This is a genomic window from Candidatus Defluviibacterium haderslevense (assembly GCA_016712225.1).
Taxonomy (GTDB): Bacteria; Bacteroidota; Bacteroidia; order Chitinophagales; family Saprospiraceae; genus Vicinibacter; species Vicinibacter haderslevensis.
The window spans coordinates 126,228-142,349 of the sequence record JADJRL010000003.1; the positions used below are offsets into that span (position 1 = coordinate 126,228).

Sequence of the window (16,122 nt, forward strand, 5' to 3'; positions counted from 1 at the left end):
TATATATATTAGTATATTATGTTAAAATTATCAACATTATTTAGCAATAATAACTTTAGTAGCAGTTCTTTCGTTTTGACTAACGATTTTTAATAAATACACCCCGGCATCAATATTTTTAACGTCCACGGCATTCAATCCTTCAGTCAACAAACCCGTACTCATTTGTTTTCCCGAAAAATCTACCAATTCATAAGATTGAAGACCTGAACCCTTGATATTGATTAGATTATCCGTAGGATTAGGAAAAATGATCGTTGATTCACTATCATTTATTCTATTCCATAATTGATCTTCCTCTGAAGACAATCCATTATTGGGTATTTTTAATTTCTTCTTATTTGGTCTATCAGGGCAAAGTACCGGAGATACAACTTCAATATACTTGATTTTAGTAGTTGAATTTGTTCCGTTATTGTTCTTCACCGTAAGCTTAACGGTATATTTTCCTTGTTTTTTGAAGGTTACAGATGGATTCGCATCTTTTGAAACATTTGGTGTTCCACCTTCAAATTGCCAATCCCAGTCATTAACATCTATGGAAGAGGTATTCTGAAAATTCACATTAAACGGTGCACATCCTTTGAAAACATCTGAAGTAAAATTAACTTTAGGAATCAAATAGATTGCAACTCTTCTTTCTAAAGTATCAAAGCCGCAAAAGTTTTCAGTAATTAATTTTACAACGAACTCACCTTCAACACCATAGTTGTGACTTGGTGAAGGCAAGGTACTGGTCTTTCCGTCACCGAATTCCCAATAATATTTAGATGCTTTGATACTTTTATCTGTAAAAAAGCAAACAAATCCAGTGACATTGTTTTGGAAATCTGAGATGGGTCTATCTTCAACTTTTATAAACTCTGAACTGGTAAGAGAATCGGCTGAAAGTGAATTTTTTGCTACCAATTTAACATCAAATTTACCAACAGTGTTATATACTACTACAGGGTTTTTATCCGTACTTGTGGAAGGCGTTCCTCCAGGAAAAGTCCAAATAAAATCAGTAGCTGTTATCGTAGACGTATTTTCAAAATTTACTGTAAATGGAACACAACCGGTCTGTGTTTTAGTTTTAAAACTTGCGATTGGTCTAATTACAATGGTGATTGATTTCTTAATGACAGTATTTCCACAAGCGTTTGTAGCAGTATAGGTCACATCATAAATTCCATCTTTATAAGTATGTTTCGGATTGGCTTCAGAACTAAGACTACTTCCATCCCCAAAGTTCCATGTATGGGAAAGAGCATTAGTGGATTGATTTGTGAAATCAACATCAAAACCATTAATATTAACTAAGAAATCTGCAATCGGTAAACTATCAATGGTGATGTACATTTCTTTAGTTTCAGTAGCATTATATACTGATCCATTGACCGTCAATTTAACTTTATACACTCCTGGTTGAGTATAGGTAACTATAGGATTTTTAACAGCTGATCCATTAGGTGTTCCACCTGGAAAACTCCAAGTCCAATTGAGTACATTACTACTGGAAAGATCCTTGAAATGGATGGTTTTAGAAGCGCAACCCCAAGTGGTGTCAGCAGTAAAATCCGCAGTTGGGACTTTAGCGCATCTTATTTTCTTAACAATCGACTTGGTGCCGCATGCATTAGTTACCGTCAACGTTACATCATAAAAACCTTCTTTGGTATATTCATGAGTAACATATTCACCTTCTTCGATTGGACTACCATCTCCGAAATTCCATCTCCACACCTCGCCACGTAATGACTGATCAAAAAATTCGAAAACGCAATCTCTGAATGGATCACCATAAATAAAATTGGGGTCCGGAACATCGTTGGCATGTATGTATTGTAAAACAGTTAATTTGCTAGAACATCTTGGATTTTTAGCTTCAAGGGTCACATCATAATTCCCAGCTTTAGTGTAAACTACAATAGGGTCGACGTCTGTGGATGTGGCCGGTGTACCGCCGGGAAATTCCCATTTGTACATAGTTCCACCTGTGGTAAGGTTCTTAAACTGTACGGTTAATGGCACGCAACCAAAAGAATCCGGTTTAGCCATAAATTTAATATCCGGCAAAGGATTTACAGATTTACATTCAATTAAACACCCTGCTTGTAAAAATGAATAAGTTGCAATTGCTCTTTCAGCGTTAAGGTCCCAATCTATTGAACCTGTTGGGCCTGCATCCATTATATATCCACCAGATGAATGCGCAGCAGAAAAATTATGGCCTAAATTATGGGATTGAGAGTTTCGAGCAATGGCTGCTGCACCATAAAAGCTTGAAGAAACGTTAAATGGATTAGCCATGCAAACTGAAGACAAAAAAGCTTCACCTAAACCGGCAAATCTATTCGTCCATGCTGTTGCTACATTAAAAGGTCCTGTAAAAATGGTAGGTGCTACTGATTGAAAAGTGGATAACATAGAATTAAAATCTGTTGATGCAGAAAATGGATCTGAAGCAATATCCATCGGAACAAACATATCTGAAAGCAAAAAATAGTAATCAGTTCCAAGATCAACAGTCTCCCAATCTGTCAATACCAAATTCAAATAAGCAATCATTGAAGCCTGAGCCCCAGGTACTCCACCTTGTTGATTTACAAAACGAAAATCACACGCTAAGGAAATTGATAATTCAAAACAAGTACCATTTCGAGAAGCAATGTCTACATTTTGTGTTGGAACATTTTCTTTTTTGAATTGACTGGATTGTTCTGATGCGCATTTAAAACCTTCTGATATGATAACATCTGAAGTTTTATAAAGCATAAGATTACCATCTAAATTGGTTTGGCCCCCAATCACAGTTGGTTCCAGATAAAACACATCTTTTCCTATTTGGTAAACGATTAAGATATATTGATCAGCAATGGTCATTGATGCAAAACCACCATTAGCGTCTAACACATTACCTCTAAAGGTTCTGATCGATGGATTAATTACTTCGGAAGGACTGTTTGGATGAAGGTTGGTTCTCAACCTAGCTGTTGGTTTAATTAAATTATATTCAATAAAATCCATAGTTACCTTGCGATCTGAAAGGGCAAGTTCAAACTTAATTACAGGTTTGTTGATTTGCTGAATTGCCGCCTGAACGGAAGCAATGTCGACATGGTATTCTTCACATTTTCTGAACTTGAGTCCAAGTTCCGGATTGTTTTCTAATCTTTGAGTGGTAATGGTTATGTCCTGCGCATGCAGTCCTAGAACCATTAATACAAAACTTAGGAGTACGTAAAATTTCTTCATATTTATACAAGTATTTAATTTCAATGAATGACAAATGTAAGGATAAAATAGATCATTTATTAACAATTGGTATATAAATCCTAGGCTATTTCAAAAATTTAACATTTTAAATTTCATTAAACCTTATAGATAAATTTGCTAAAAGCTTGGAACATGAACTAAGCACTCCCCTATCAAATCAATAGTTGATTTTACTTTTATTACAGTCATCTTAAGCTAAATTTTTCATAAACAAGTTGAAAAATATCAAATTACAAAAATGTCACACTCTTCGCTCTCCTATTTGCTGACGCCACATGGCATAGTACAAACCTTTTTCGACAAGTAATTGATCATGATTATTGGATTCCACAACTTTGCCTTTTTCTAAAACAAATATTCGATCTGCGTGCATTACAGTGCTCAATCGGTGCGCAATTAGAATTGTTATTTGCTCTTTCAATGAAGATATTTCTCTAATTGTAGAACTCACTTCTTCTTCAGTTAATGAATCCAACGAAGAAGTAGCCTCATCGAAAATCAATATATTGGGTTTGCGCAATAATGCTCTAGCTATCGACAATCGTTGTTTTTCACCACCTGATAATTTCAACCCGCCCTCGCCGATCATAGCGTCCAATCCTTTGTCGGCTCGTTGAATGAGATTGGTGCAACTCGCTTTATTCAAAACATCCATTAAATCAGCATCTGTGGCTTGTGGATTAACAAAAAGTAAATTTTCGCGAATGGTGCCAGAGAATAATTGAGTATCCTGAGTTACAAATCCAATTTGATTGCGCAATTCTTCAAAGTTGATTAAATGCTCATCCGTTCCGTTAAAAGATATACTTCCTTCCAAGGGTCGGTACAATCCTACTAACAGTTTCATCAGGGTAGATTTACCGCTTCCTGACGGACCAACAAAAGCTACGGTCTCACCTTGTTTTACATCAAAACTAATTCCATCGATGGCTTTATGACTGGAACTTCTATGTTGAAAAGCTACATTTTTAAATTGTAATGTTTTGATCTCACCTAAATGCACGGGTAAAAGCGGCATAGATTCAGGGGTTTTTTGCATTAAAAGGTGGAAATTATTCAGTGATGCTTCCGCTTCCCGATAAGATAAAATGACATTGCCAATTTCCTGTAATGGCCCAAATACAAAAAAGGAAAAAATCTGCATCGTGACTAACTGACCCGCATTCATGTGGTCTTTAAAAATCAAATACATCAGAACAAACATAATCACTTGCCTTAAAGTATTGACTACAGTGCCTTGGATAAAACTTATGCTTCGAAGGCGCTTCACTTTGGTCAATTCCAAACCTAATATTTTGTACGTATTCTTATTCAATCGCTCGACTTCCTGAGTCGTCAAGCCTAAACTTTTTACCAACTCAATATTGCGAAGTGATTCTGTCGTACTACCTGCCAGCGCTGTTGTTTGACCAACAATAATTTTTTGAATTCGCTTAATTTTTTTGCTTAAAACATTAGTTATAAATGTTAATAATAACATCCCAAAAAAATACGCAATCGGTATGCTCCAATGTATGTACAAAGAAGCATAGGTCATGACAAAAATGATACCTACCAATACACCAAAAAGTATATTGATAAAATTATTAATTAATTTCTCTACATCTGTACGAACTTTTTGTAAAACGCTTAAAGTCTCACCGCTTCTTTGATCTTCAAATTCAGCGTAGGGCAATTTCATGGCATGTTGTAATCCATCCGTAAATACCCGTGCACCAAATTTCTGCACCACCACATTCAAAAAATAATCTTGAAAGTTCTTAGCGATACGACTGATCATCGCAACCGAAACAGAACACAACAACAAAAAAATGACACCAGGTGACGACCATGAAAAGGCATAAAAAAAGCTATCTGAAGAGGAACCTCCAGGATTAGTCGCATGTTGGTTGGCGAGATTTATAATTTTTCCAAAAATAATAGGATCACACAATGAGAAACCTGTATTGATCGCGGCAAGTATTAAGGTAATGAATATTAAACCCTGATAAGGTTTTAAATAATGAAATAATATTTTCATATTGGGCAAACATCAATCTAAAAAGAATGTTTAGCCTTAGTGAAAAGACTTTAAAGAATTTGACCTGAGCTTGCATAAAATCATTGGATCAAATGTCTGGATGGACATCCTATTTTAATCTATTGCCAGTTGAAGCAACCCTAATTCGTAAAAATTCGTACATTGGACTATCTTTATACGCCATCATGAAAAACCACAATTTCTGGACACAGCTTCCCTTTCTCTTATTATTTTCTTTCTCGTGTATTGGTCAGCCTATGATTTGTGGTAATCCGGCATTGATGACGCCGACCTGTCAAGAAGCTTGTATTATTTGTGATATCGATGGATTCACAGGGCGCAACTCCAGTTTTCTAAAAGGAGTGGCACCTCCGGGATTTTGTACCGGAACTGTCCATAATATTCAGTGGATAGCCTTTATAGCAGGTACTGTTGATTTAACTTTGGAGGTTACAGTTTCCAATTGCAATAGTGGTGCTGGGCTTGAAATTGGAATTTACAAAAGCAATGATTGTAAAACCTTTCAATTGGTTTCAGAATGTGATGGAGACGTAAGAGAAAATACTACTAGGATATTTAAAAATACGGTCCCGCTGATTGTAGGTCAACATTATTACTTCGTGATCGATGGGAATATGGCTGACATGTGCGATTATTATGTACACGTTACCAAAGGCTCAACCAAAGTTGCACCATTAACAGTAAGTGGTGATATATTTGGTGACTTTAATGTGTGTCAGGGAGGAACCTATACGTTTAAACGTGAAGGTGTATCTGGGGCTATTATTTACACCTGGACTATAGATGGTAAATATTATGGTTCCGGAGATTCAGTGAGCATTGCAGCAAATAGCAGTGGTGAATTTCAATTGTGCGTGGTAGCCTCCAATGCATGTAGTGAAGCTCTGCCCACTTGCAAAACCATCCAAGTCCTTCCCACTAAAAAAACCTTATTACAGCCCAATATATGTTCCGGTGATTGTTATTCTGTGGATACTTTTAATTTTTGCAAAACCGGAATTTATAACATCCACTTGCTTGCTGACAATGGATGTGACAGCACTGTTAATCTAGAATTGAAGGTAAATCCTTTGGATACAACTACGTTTTCTATCAACCTTTGTCAAGGAGATACCTTGCGATTAGCCAATAAAATATATACCACCAGTGGACTTTATGAGCATCATTTAAATAACTTTCTTGGATGCGACAGTCTTTTGAAGATTAACATAAACATGATACAATGCAATCTTCAAAGTACACCCCAAATCATCCCCATCAGATGTTTTGGTGAATCCAATGGTAGTATTATTATCTCGGTCAATAACGGAACACCGCCATTTCATTATACCATCGAAAAAATTGATGATTCTAATTATCTGGGATCTGGAAATTTACTCCAGTTAAATCAATCCGACACGATTAAAAATCTTACCGCCGGACTATACTCTATAAAAATAGAAGATAATTTCGGAAATATTAAATTGATCCAAGCTGTAGTCAATGAGCCCCCAATATTACAAAGCAAATTGGTATCCAAGGATTACCAAGGTTATCAAATAAAATGTGCCGGAGATCAATCCGGTCAGATTATAGCACTAACGAACGGAGGTCAAGGAAACTATCATTACCAATGGTCTAATGGGAGTGTGACCAATTCCATTCAAAATCTTTCAACCGGTATTTATGATATAACGATTACAGACGATAATGGCTGTGACATAAAAGACCACATTGAGTTGATTGAGCCCAAACCTTTAAAACTTTCCTTAAAAAGCCTACCACCCAATTGTTCAGGACCAGAAACCGGGAGTATCCAAATCGAATCTTTATCAGGTGGGGTTCAACCCTATGCTATTTTTTTAGATGGTGTGAATAAAGATTCTGTGCGTACATACAATTCATTGGGTGAAGGAAAATACCAATTTACACTTCGAGATGAAAATGGATGTGAAGTATACGACTCTATTGAATTAATTGCGGCTATTATCCCAAGCATTACTATGGATCTGGAACGAGAAATACAACTCGGAGACAGTACCGTATTATTCTTTAAAACCACAACAAATCTGGATCGAATAGTTTGGGTTAAGGCTGATCACTTATCTTGCGATACTTGTGCTAATCCCACGGCATCTCCCGTTAATAATACAACCTACAAAGTGACCGTTTATTCCAAAGATGGTTGCAGTACTGAAGCCTACATTACGGTCATCGTTATTAAAGACAAACGGATATTTGCTCCCAATGTTTTTTCACCGAACGGGGATCATATTAATGATGCTTTTACTATTTTTGGAACCAGTTCCCTTAAATCCATCAAGCGCTTACAAATTTATGATCGTTGGGGTGGTTTGGTTTTTGATAAAAAAGACTTAGTACCTAGTGACCCCTTTTCAGGATGGGATGGAACCATACAATCTCAATTAGCCCTTCCTGGAGTATATGTTTGGTATGCTGAAGGTTTATTTCTGGATGATGAAGTTGTGAAAGCGCATGGTGATTTAACTCTAGTCAGATAAAGGATTGATCGACACCAATAGAAGGAGACAAAATTTTAATCAAATATAAATCACAATTTAGAACTAAACCTTTAAGTTGGTGTTGTGTATTTTAACTAAAAACACATAATATGCCATTTGTATTACCTGAGTTAACTTATCCCGTAAATGCTTTGGAACCTCATATAGATTCCCGCACTATGGAAATCCATCACGGAAAACACCATGCTGCCTATACCAATAATTTGAACAATGCGATAAAAGATACACCATTGGATAACATGTCCATTGAAGACCTACTGAGCCAATTGGACATGAATAATATGCTGGTTAGAAATAACGGAGGAGGTTATTACAATCACTGTTTGTTTTGGGAATTGATGTCTCCCCATGGTGGTGGCGAACCTTCCGGTGAATTAGCAGAAGCCATTGAAGAAACATTCGGTTCTTTTGCTACTTTCAAAGAAAAATTTGCAGCAGCTGCGACTACCCGTTTCGGATCAGGCTGGGCATGGTTGTGTGTACATCCGGGTGGAAAACTAGAGATCTGCTCTACACCCAATCAGGACAATACGCTAATGCCAAATGTTGGCTGTGGCGGGATGCCTGTACTGGGTATAGATGTATGGGAACATGCTTATTATCTATTGTATCAGAATAGAAGACCCGATTATATCAATGGATTTTTCAATGTAATTAATTGGGAAACTGTTGCTAAACGATATCACAAATTCAAATAGTAATTTAAGTTATATCTAAAAAATAATGGCTGCTGATTTCGAGGCAGCCTTTTTTATTCTTATGAAAAAAAAGATCCTTTTTGAATTGTGTGCTGCGGATATCAGATCTGTAGAAATAGCGGATCATCATGCTGTTGATGCTATTGAATTATGTCAGGACTTAAATCATGGTGGCATTACACCTTCTTATTCCCATATAAAATGCGCGCGAAAAATCTTCGGAAAAGAATTGGCCATACTCATCAGACCTCGTTTGGGACATTTTGTGTACAACCCAATGGAGAAACAATTAATGCTCGAAGACATTCGTGTAGCCATTGATCTGGGTGCAGATGCTTTAGTTGTTGGTGCGCTTACTGATACCAATGAAATTGATGTTGCATTTATGGAAGAAATCATTGCAAATTCAATGGGCATTACCTTATGTTTTCATAGAGCATTTGATATGGTTGCTGATCCATTTCATAGTCTAAATCACTTAATGGAATTAAAAATAGATCGATTGCTGACCTCAGGTCAACATAAAACGGCATGGGAAGGGAGAGAGATGCTCAAACAATTAATAGACACGTATGAAGATAAAATTAGGATCATGCCTGGATGTGGAATCCATACCAAAAACGTACAAGCCATCATCAATGATACCGGAGCTCAAAGGGTGCATGCATCCTTAAAACAAAAATCCATTCAACATTCAAGCACACTGGCGCTTGGCCAAGAGGAGCTGGTAGATGAAAATGAATTGATAGAAATGCTGAAACTCATAAAGTCTTAAGGTCTTCAATCTACCAATTACTCCAAGGCAATTGAATTGAATTAACTTGAACTTACAATCATATTTATTACCATTAATTAAAAATTAGTATTATATTTATCCATTCTTAAACATTAAAACCAAAAATTATGGATGTTACTACATTAGTTGTTACGCTTTTGATTGGTGCTGTTTCGGGTTGGATTGCCGGACAAATCAAAGATGGTTTCGGATTTGGTCTCTTGGGCAATATTGTATTAGGCATTATCGGTGCTTTTGTTGGGTCATGGTTGTTCGGTGTTTTGAACATTCATCTTGCTTCTGGAATTGTTGGAACGATCATTACTTCAGTGTGTGGTGCCTTGTTGGTTTTGGTTATTATCGGCTTGGTTAAGAAGGCATAGTACTTAAGATATTAGAGTATCAAAGACCAATTTGCTTAGGCTAAAGGCTACATTAATAATTCTAGGATAAATTCAAAATTATACTCAATCTTATGGTTGGGGTATATTTTTACATGGAAACTTTCTCTTCCTGTGTAATCGAATCTATGGCAGAATTTTATTGCTATAAAACTACAATGAATAGAAATTGTCAGACTCTACCATTAGATTGGATAAAAAGAAAATAATTTATTTAATTTTAAATGTAATCAAAAGTTGAAGTGACTATTTTATTCCATATGCTATTAAAAAAGATTGTATTCATAAAATTTTAACACATTTATTTTAGGTGTATTTTACAGACAGATGAAAGCCTGTTTTTCTTATTAAAATAGATTCAGTTATACTTGTTAATAATTATAATTAACATGAATCTTTCTTAATATTAAATTATGATGAATTAATTAAAAATGGGATATCTTTGCCATTCATAAAGAATAACAATGACAAGTTATTATCAATTTTTATCCAAAGAAATTCTATCTAAAAAGTTAAAGCGGGAAGATTTTCATTGTTTTTGTTTTGGGATTATTCTATTGAAAAAATAGACACTGAATTACACAAAAATTTCATTATTGAACGAGTTATCAGTAGAGGTTTACTGGAAGATTTCTATTATTTACAACAATTATATAGTAAAGAAGAAATCATTGCAGCATTGAAAAAAAGCAAAGTGCTGGACCCTAAAACCGTGCATTTTTGCAGTCATTTTTATAATATACCTATAACTGAATTGAATGCTTCACCTTACTACAGTTGATAAGACCACATACAATCTTCTGCAAGAAATTATTAAAACGTCATTTATTAAAAACAATTTCGGTCTGGCTTGTGGAACTTCATTGGCATTGCAAATAGGACACAGAACATCAGTAGATCTAGATTTCTTTTGTCCTTATGAATTTAATGTAAAAGAGTTAGAAATTATTTTAGAAACAAGTCAAGTATATCAATTTCAATATACTGAGAACAACAGCAGAATGCTTTTTGGATTTATTAACCAAATAAAGTGTGATTTTATTCATGATCCAGCAAGACTTTTAGAGCCCTTTAAAACCATGGATGGAGTTAACTATTATAGTATCGCGGATATAGCGGCGATGAAATTACATACTGTTTGTGGCATAGGTAAAAAGAAAGATTTTTTTGATGTTTATGTTTTATTAAAAAAATATAGTTGGAGAACATTACTTCAATGGTTTATCCAAAAATATGATGCACATCAATTATATATCTTATCACGTAGTATCTTGTATTTTGAAGATGCAGAAAACGATCCAGACATTCAAGGGCATTCACCTTATAATCAAAATTGGATAGAAATAAAAAAGTGCATCACTGATACCTGCAAATAAAATTGAAATTAAATTCTAACAATTTAATGTGTTAAAACTTTAAGCCAAAAATAATATTTAAAATTACAAATATTATTTTTGTCAATATCTAAACAAAATTTAATAGCACGTATTACTATAAGTTTTCAATGCTGCTATGAATAAATAAACTCAGCTCACATGTAACTTCAATTAAATCTGCAAGTCTTATTTTACATAAAATATTTTATTGATGACACCTTCTGTGATATGCACTTTGTCTTTATCATCAGAATCTTCAGTTGCATAAAATTGAAAGGTTCCACTTATGGTTTGATTTACCGAGTCAATTTGGGTTATAATTAATTTATTGACATTCTTATCTGTTTGAATTTGGGTACTATAGCTTTTGCCGGTAGACGGCACTAAGTAGGTACCATCATCTGATGCAAAACTTATTAAATCATAAGTTCCAATTTGTGTTCCTTGGAATGATACTCCTACAATGGTTCCATCACTAGAAGTTCCACTCAAGAGATAAATTCCAAAAGCATTTAATCCTGATGCAACTTTGGAATTCCAAGCTTTACCATCCACTTTACAAGTAATGGATCCAACTGTGGTGGGTACATTTTCGTTTTTATCATCCTTGTTGCATTGAGATAAAGTGAATAATGCAAGAATGGGTAATAAGATTTTTAAGACATTTTTCATAAGGGTTAAGTATTAGATTAAAAAATAAATGATATCGACCATTCAAAGATAAAAATATTTTGTAAATTATTAAAATAACTTCAATGATTATTCCATGAAATGAAATAAATAATTATAATGCTACAAATTTTACTGCCGTTTAAACAAGGAATACCCGTTGGATTCATCCACCTGCAGGTATGTCGAATCTGTCATGGCCTCTGAATTTCGACACAAATAAAAAGTACGCTGTGGAAATGATTTCGCATCAAGACTAACAGAACCGTATCTCATAAAGTAGGCATGGAGGCCCCAGTCTTCTTTTAACTCGGGTTCCATATCAATTATAGTTCTCGGTGGAATGCTTTTAGAAAACTGGTAAATCATCGTTAGCTTCGCCTCATCTCGACCAAAAGTTTGGCTTTTGTATACGGTAAAACCAAGAGCACCTATGCATAGCGATAGCGCAATAATGCGCAATGCTCTTGTAAATGCCTCGCGATCCATGATGTATTTATAAACTTGGGATGCTACAGGAACGAGCAATATGGAATAACCCATAGCGAAAAATGGAAAAGCAGGGACAATGTAATAACTGCTCTGTTTCATACTGATCATTATGGGAATCACACCGGATAAACCCAGCGCAATAAATGCCACAGCCGTTCTGAGGTATGGCTTAAATACAAGAAGCGTTTTTGACTTGATATAAAAAACACCGATACCGATGATAAGTATTACAAAATTGATAATGGATTCATTAAAAAAATCTTTGATAATTCGAAACCTGTTATTCACCGTAATCACATCAGATAGACTATGCAATACCTGAAACTGGAAATACATGCCCAGACCATTTAGCGAATCGGGAACAATCCAAAACAGTAAGGCCAGAAAACCAACAAACCCCATAAAAATAGCACCTATATCGATGAAAGCCCGGGACCAGGTTTCCTTATGCATAATAGCCCAAAACCACAGGGGTGCACTTAGAATAAAAAAAGCTACCAAACCCTTGGAAAGAAACCCAAAAATCAAAGCGAAACTGGCCAGTAAAATATATAAGGCTCTTCTTTCCGTTAAACTTTTCAAATAAAAAAATACTGAAGCACACAAAAATACACTCATCGTGTTTTCGAGCATATTATTGGAATACGACCATGACACTTTAGGAAATAGCAACCATAACAATAAGGGCACCCACGCCAAAGTCCAGGCTTGTCCCAATTGTCTCCATATCAGGACGATCATTAATCCAGTTAGAATGGCTGTAAAAAAAGAAAAACAGCGTTCTACGTAAATACTCGAACCAAAGACAAAATGCAAATAACCTTCAAGCCATAAGGCCAGGGGCGGATGTTCATAAAATTCAGGGTAAAGGGTTGCTGTATAATACAATTTCCAAAAGCTACCCAGACCTTCTGCCAGATTATTAGATATGGCCGCATAGGTGACTCCATCTAAAAACATCCCGTCGGCAAACAAATGGGGACCAACTAACAGTATAAACAAGCCACCAACAAAATAAAAGAAATATGAGGATTTATGACCCATTGTGGCGGATTGGTTGCTTGTTCAGGATTAATTAGCTCAAATCTAGACGATTTTTATTGAATGCATCCATTTTTGAACTAAAATTTTAAAAGTACTGACTTTCGTGCTCCAAAACCAAATAAATAAGGGTAATGGATCATTATTTTAGCGCTTTACCGGCGCACAATAAATTTATTTTGTCCATAAAAGGCCTCTTTTTCAAGCTTTTATAAAAAAAAGATGAAAATAAATTTGAAAATAAGACCGTACTTGACTTACCTTTGCCCCGCTTTATAAAAAAGCAGTTTTAAAACATTTAAAATTATTACCATTGAATACGTTAAGTTACAGAACAAGCCACACACGTCCTGAGGATGTGGTTCGCAAGTGGTTCGTGATCGATGCGGAGAACCTGGTGTTAGGTCGCATGTCATCACATATAGCCAGTATATTACGTGGCAAACACCGTCCGGATTATACGCCTCATGTGGATTGTGGGGATTATATCATTGTTATCAATGCCGAAAAAGTACGTTTTACCGGCAAAAAATTAGATGACAAGACTTATTTAACCTATAGCGGTTATCCTGGAGGTCAGAAATCAGCTACACCTCGTGAGTTATTAGCACGTATCCCAACCAGAGTTGTTGAGACCGCTGTTAGAAAGATGTTGCCTAAGAATAAATTAGGTGATGCTATGTATAAAAAATTATTTGTTTACGCAGGTTCTGAGCACTTTCATCAAGCTCAAAAGCCTGAAGTTATAAATCTATAATCCCCTATGGAAATAATCAATGCAGTAGGAAGACGTAAAGCGGCAGTAGCTCGTGTATATCTTACCAAATCCAGTGGCGACACTCCAACCGTGTTAATCAATAACCGACAATTGGCAGAATACTTTCCAATTAAAGATATCGCACAAAAAGTACTAGACCCTATGATGACTGTCGAAGGTGGTGCTGGATACAATGTTAAAATCTCTGTTGACGGAGGCGGTCTTAAAGGACAAGCAGAAGCTATACGAATGGCGATTTCCAGAGCTCTATGTAAAATCAACGTAGATTTCAGAGGACCTTTGAAAGAGAAAAAATTCTTAACCAGAGATTCCCGAGAAGTAGAACGTAAGAAATTCGGTAAGCGTAAAGCCCGTCGTTCTTCTCAATTTAGCAAGCGTTAATTTCATTACCACATTAATCAAGAAATCATGGAAAAACCATCATATAATCAAATGTTAGATGCAGGCGTTCATTTTGGTCACTTAAAGAAAAAGTGGAATCCAAAAATGCGTCCTTTCATCTTCAAAGAACATAAAGGCGTTCACTTAATAGACTTAAATCGTACTTCCGATAGTCTTGAGAAAGCTGGCCAAGCTATCAAACAGATCGCCAAGTCTGGTAAGAAGATCATGTTCGTAGCTACTAAAAAACAAGCCAGAGATATCGTATCAACGATCGCTCAAAGTGTCAACATGCCTTTCGTAACCGATCGTTGGTTGGGAGGAATGATGACCAACTTTACTACGATCCGTCGTTCTGTTAAAAAAATGAACAACATCGAAAGAATGCTTACCGATGTGAACGTTACCAATATCACTAAAAAAGAACGATTAACTTTAAGTCGTGAACGCACCAAAATGGATCGCGTATTAGGTGGTATCGCTAACTTAAACAGATTGCCATCAGCGATATTCGTTGTTGACATTATGCATGAACATCTTGCTATTCAGGAAGCAGAAAAATTAGGTGTAAGAACATTCGCTATGGTGGATACCAATTCGGATCCAAATAAAGTGGACTTCCCTATTCCTTCCAATGATGATTCTTCTAAATCTATTGCTTTAATTACAGCATATATAGCAGAAGCCATCAAAGAAGGTCTTGCAGAAAGAGGCGCAGAAGCTGTTCCTGAAAATTAATTAACCGGGTACTTTTTTTATACATAAAAATAAATTTAAATGAGTGTTACATTATCTGCTACAGATGTAAAAAACCTTAGAGACGCTACAGGTGCAGGCATGATGGATTGTAAAGCAGCATTAACAGAAGCTGAAGGCGATTTTGAAAAAGCCATAGAAGTATTGCGCAAGAGAGGACAGAAATTATCCATAAAAAGAGCTGATCGCGATGCCAAAGAAGGTGCTGTTATCGCTATGGTTAATGCCGACAAAACAAAAGGTATCGTTATCAAACTTTCTTCAGAAACAGATTTTGTTTCTAAGAATGAAGATTTTATCAATAACGCTAAAAAAATCGCTGAAATAGCATTGAATACATTCCCTGCTACTTTGGAAGATCTTAAAAATCAAACATTCGAAGGGAATGTAACCATCGGAGATAAAACCACCGATTTAGTTGCTGCCATCGGAGAGAAAATAGAAGTAGCTAACTATGAAAGATTAGAAGCCCCTCAGGTGGAATTCTATATTCATATGGGCAATAAAGCCGGTGTATTGATAGGCTTGAATAAACGTGGAGAAGAATTCACAGAAGCTGGTCGAGATGCTGCTATGCAAGTAGCTGCAATGAAACCTGTAGCTTTAGATAAAGATCAAGTAGATTCTACTGTTATTGCTAAGGAGATCGAAATCGGAATGGAACAAGCACGAGCTGAAGGTAAACCTGAAGCTATGTTGGAAAAAATTGCAATGGGTAAATTAGAGCGTTTCTACAAAGACAGCACTTTATTGAATCAGCAGTTTGTAAAAGACGGAAGTCACACGATTAGTAGTTATCTAAAATCGAAGGATAAAGATTTAACCATAACAGGGTTCAAACACGTTATGTTAGGATAAAAAAAATTAGAAAGAAAAAGCGGATGATTTATCATTCGCTTTTTTTTTGCTCATATATTTGATTTTCATTCCACAT

The 16,122-nt window shown here is 35.6% G+C and carries 14 protein-coding genes; 10 read left to right on the forward strand and 4 right to left on the reverse strand.

Annotated features, from left to right (window positions below; genetic code table 11):
* Positions 1 to 36: 36 nt before the first annotated feature.
* Entirely contained in the window at positions 37 to 3,237 is a 3,201-nt protein-coding gene (locus IPK88_00760; GenBank protein ID MBK8241927.1) for a PKD domain-containing protein, read from the reverse strand.
* Between the two features lie 262 nt (positions 3,238 to 3,499).
* Positions 3,500 to 5,278 carry an ABC transporter ATP-binding protein gene (locus IPK88_00765; protein MBK8241928.1) on the reverse strand — a complete coding sequence of 593 codons (1,779 nt, stop codon included), beginning with the start codon at positions 5,276 to 5,278 and terminating at the stop codon, positions 3,500 to 3,502.
* 185 nt (positions 5,279 to 5,463) lie between these two features.
* Here IPK88_00765 and IPK88_00770 point away from each other — a divergent pair, with 185 nt between their 5' ends.
* The 6 genes from IPK88_00770 to IPK88_00795 all read left to right on the forward strand — a co-directional run bounded on the left by IPK88_00770 (position 5,464) and on the right by IPK88_00795 (position 11,071).
* Positions 5,464 to 7,800, forward strand: coding sequence for a gliding motility-associated C-terminal domain-containing protein (locus IPK88_00770; GenBank protein ID MBK8241929.1), 2,337 nt, complete (start codon positions 5,464 to 5,466; stop codon positions 7,798 to 7,800).
* Positions 7,801 to 7,910: 110 nt separating this feature from the next.
* Complete coding sequence (locus tag IPK88_00775) at positions 7,911 to 8,519, forward strand: superoxide dismutase (GenBank protein ID MBK8241930.1); 609 nt, start codon at positions 7,911 to 7,913, stop codon at positions 8,517 to 8,519.
* Between the two features lie 61 nt (positions 8,520 to 8,580).
* The gene (locus IPK88_00780; protein ID MBK8241931.1) at positions 8,581 to 9,294 is read left to right on the forward strand and encodes a copper homeostasis protein CutC; all 714 of its coding nucleotides are present in this window, start codon (positions 8,581 to 8,583) and stop codon (positions 9,292 to 9,294) included.
* Positions 9,295 to 9,422: 128 nt separating this feature from the next.
* Positions 9,423 to 9,677, forward strand: coding sequence for a GlsB/YeaQ/YmgE family stress response membrane protein (locus tag IPK88_00785; GenBank protein ID MBK8241932.1), 255 nt, complete (start codon positions 9,423 to 9,425; stop codon positions 9,675 to 9,677).
* Between the two features lie 550 nt (positions 9,678 to 10,227).
* The gene (locus tag IPK88_00790) at positions 10,228 to 10,476 is read left to right on the forward strand and encodes a hypothetical protein (GenBank protein ID MBK8241933.1); all 249 of its coding nucleotides are present in this window, start codon (positions 10,228 to 10,230) and stop codon (positions 10,474 to 10,476) included.
* Positions 10,454 to 11,071: a nucleotidyl transferase AbiEii/AbiGii toxin family protein gene (locus IPK88_00795; protein MBK8241934.1), complete on the forward strand. Its 618-nt coding sequence runs from the start codon at positions 10,454 to 10,456 to the stop codon at positions 11,069 to 11,071. The genes IPK88_00790 and IPK88_00795 overlap by 23 nt, the downstream gene beginning before the upstream one ends.
* 186 nt (positions 11,072 to 11,257) lie before the next feature.
* Here the strand turns inward: IPK88_00795 and IPK88_00800 are convergent, their stop codons facing one another.
* Together IPK88_00800 and IPK88_00805 are read right to left on the reverse strand one after the other, a co-directional pair.
* Complete coding sequence (locus tag IPK88_00800) at positions 11,258 to 11,743, reverse strand: hypothetical protein (GenBank protein MBK8241935.1); 486 nt, start codon at positions 11,741 to 11,743, stop codon at positions 11,258 to 11,260.
* A gap of 129 nt (positions 11,744 to 11,872) precedes the next feature.
* Positions 11,873 to 13,048, reverse strand: a complete 1,176-nt coding sequence (locus IPK88_00805; protein ID MBK8241936.1) for a glycosyltransferase family 39 protein — start codon at positions 13,046 to 13,048, stop codon at positions 11,873 to 11,875.
* A gap of 538 nt (positions 13,049 to 13,586) precedes the next feature.
* Between IPK88_00805 and rplM the strand changes: the two genes are divergently transcribed.
* The 4 genes from rplM to IPK88_00825 are packed head-to-tail and all read left to right on the forward strand — an operon-like array spanning position 13,587 to position 16,046.
* Positions 13,587 to 14,030: a 50S ribosomal protein L13 gene (rplM, locus tag IPK88_00810; protein ID MBK8241937.1), complete on the forward strand. Its 444-nt coding sequence runs from the start codon at positions 13,587 to 13,589 to the stop codon at positions 14,028 to 14,030.
* Positions 14,031 to 14,036: 6 nt separating this feature from the next.
* The gene (gene rpsI, locus IPK88_00815) at positions 14,037 to 14,432 is read left to right on the forward strand and encodes a 30S ribosomal protein S9 (protein ID MBK8241938.1); all 396 of its coding nucleotides are present in this window, start codon (positions 14,037 to 14,039) and stop codon (positions 14,430 to 14,432) included.
* Positions 14,433 to 14,459: 27 nt separating this feature from the next.
* Positions 14,460 to 15,170 carry a 30S ribosomal protein S2 gene (rpsB, locus tag IPK88_00820; protein MBK8241939.1) on the forward strand — a complete coding sequence of 237 codons (711 nt, stop codon included), beginning with the start codon at positions 14,460 to 14,462 and terminating at the stop codon, positions 15,168 to 15,170.
* 39 nt (positions 15,171 to 15,209) lie between these two features.
* A complete protein-coding gene (locus IPK88_00825; GenBank protein ID MBK8241940.1) occupies positions 15,210 to 16,046 on the forward strand; it encodes an elongation factor Ts in 837 nt (278 codons plus the stop codon).
* Positions 16,047 to 16,122 lie beyond the last annotated feature (76 nt).

Excerpts from the sequence above, each read along its gene's own strand:
- IPK88_00760 (MBK8241927.1), bottom strand. The coding sequence starts at position 3,237 with ATGAAGAAATTTTACGTACTCCTAAGTTTTGTATTAATGGTTCTAGGA.
- IPK88_00765 (MBK8241928.1), bottom strand. The coding sequence starts at position 5,278 with ATGAAAATATTATTTCATTATTTAAAACCTTATCAGGGTTTAATATTC.
- IPK88_00770 (MBK8241929.1), top strand. The coding sequence starts at position 5,464 with ATGAAAAACCACAATTTCTGGACACAGCTTCCCTTTCTCTTATTATTT.
- IPK88_00775 (MBK8241930.1), top strand. The coding sequence starts at position 7,911 with ATGCCATTTGTATTACCTGAGTTAACTTATCCCGTAAATGCTTTGGAA.
- IPK88_00780 (MBK8241931.1), top strand. The coding sequence starts at position 8,581 with ATGAAAAAAAAGATCCTTTTTGAATTGTGTGCTGCGGATATCAGATCT.
- IPK88_00785 (MBK8241932.1), top strand. The coding sequence starts at position 9,423 with ATGGATGTTACTACATTAGTTGTTACGCTTTTGATTGGTGCTGTTTCG.
- IPK88_00795 (MBK8241934.1), top strand. The coding sequence starts at position 10,454 with ATGCTTCACCTTACTACAGTTGATAAGACCACATACAATCTTCTGCAA.
- IPK88_00800 (MBK8241935.1), bottom strand. The coding sequence starts at position 11,743 with ATGAAAAATGTCTTAAAAATCTTATTACCCATTCTTGCATTATTCACT.
- rpsI (MBK8241938.1), top strand. The coding sequence starts at position 14,037 with ATGGAAATAATCAATGCAGTAGGAAGACGTAAAGCGGCAGTAGCTCGT.
- rpsB (MBK8241939.1), top strand. The coding sequence starts at position 14,460 with ATGGAAAAACCATCATATAATCAAATGTTAGATGCAGGCGTTCATTTT.
- IPK88_00825 (MBK8241940.1), top strand. The coding sequence starts at position 15,210 with ATGAGTGTTACATTATCTGCTACAGATGTAAAAAACCTTAGAGACGCT.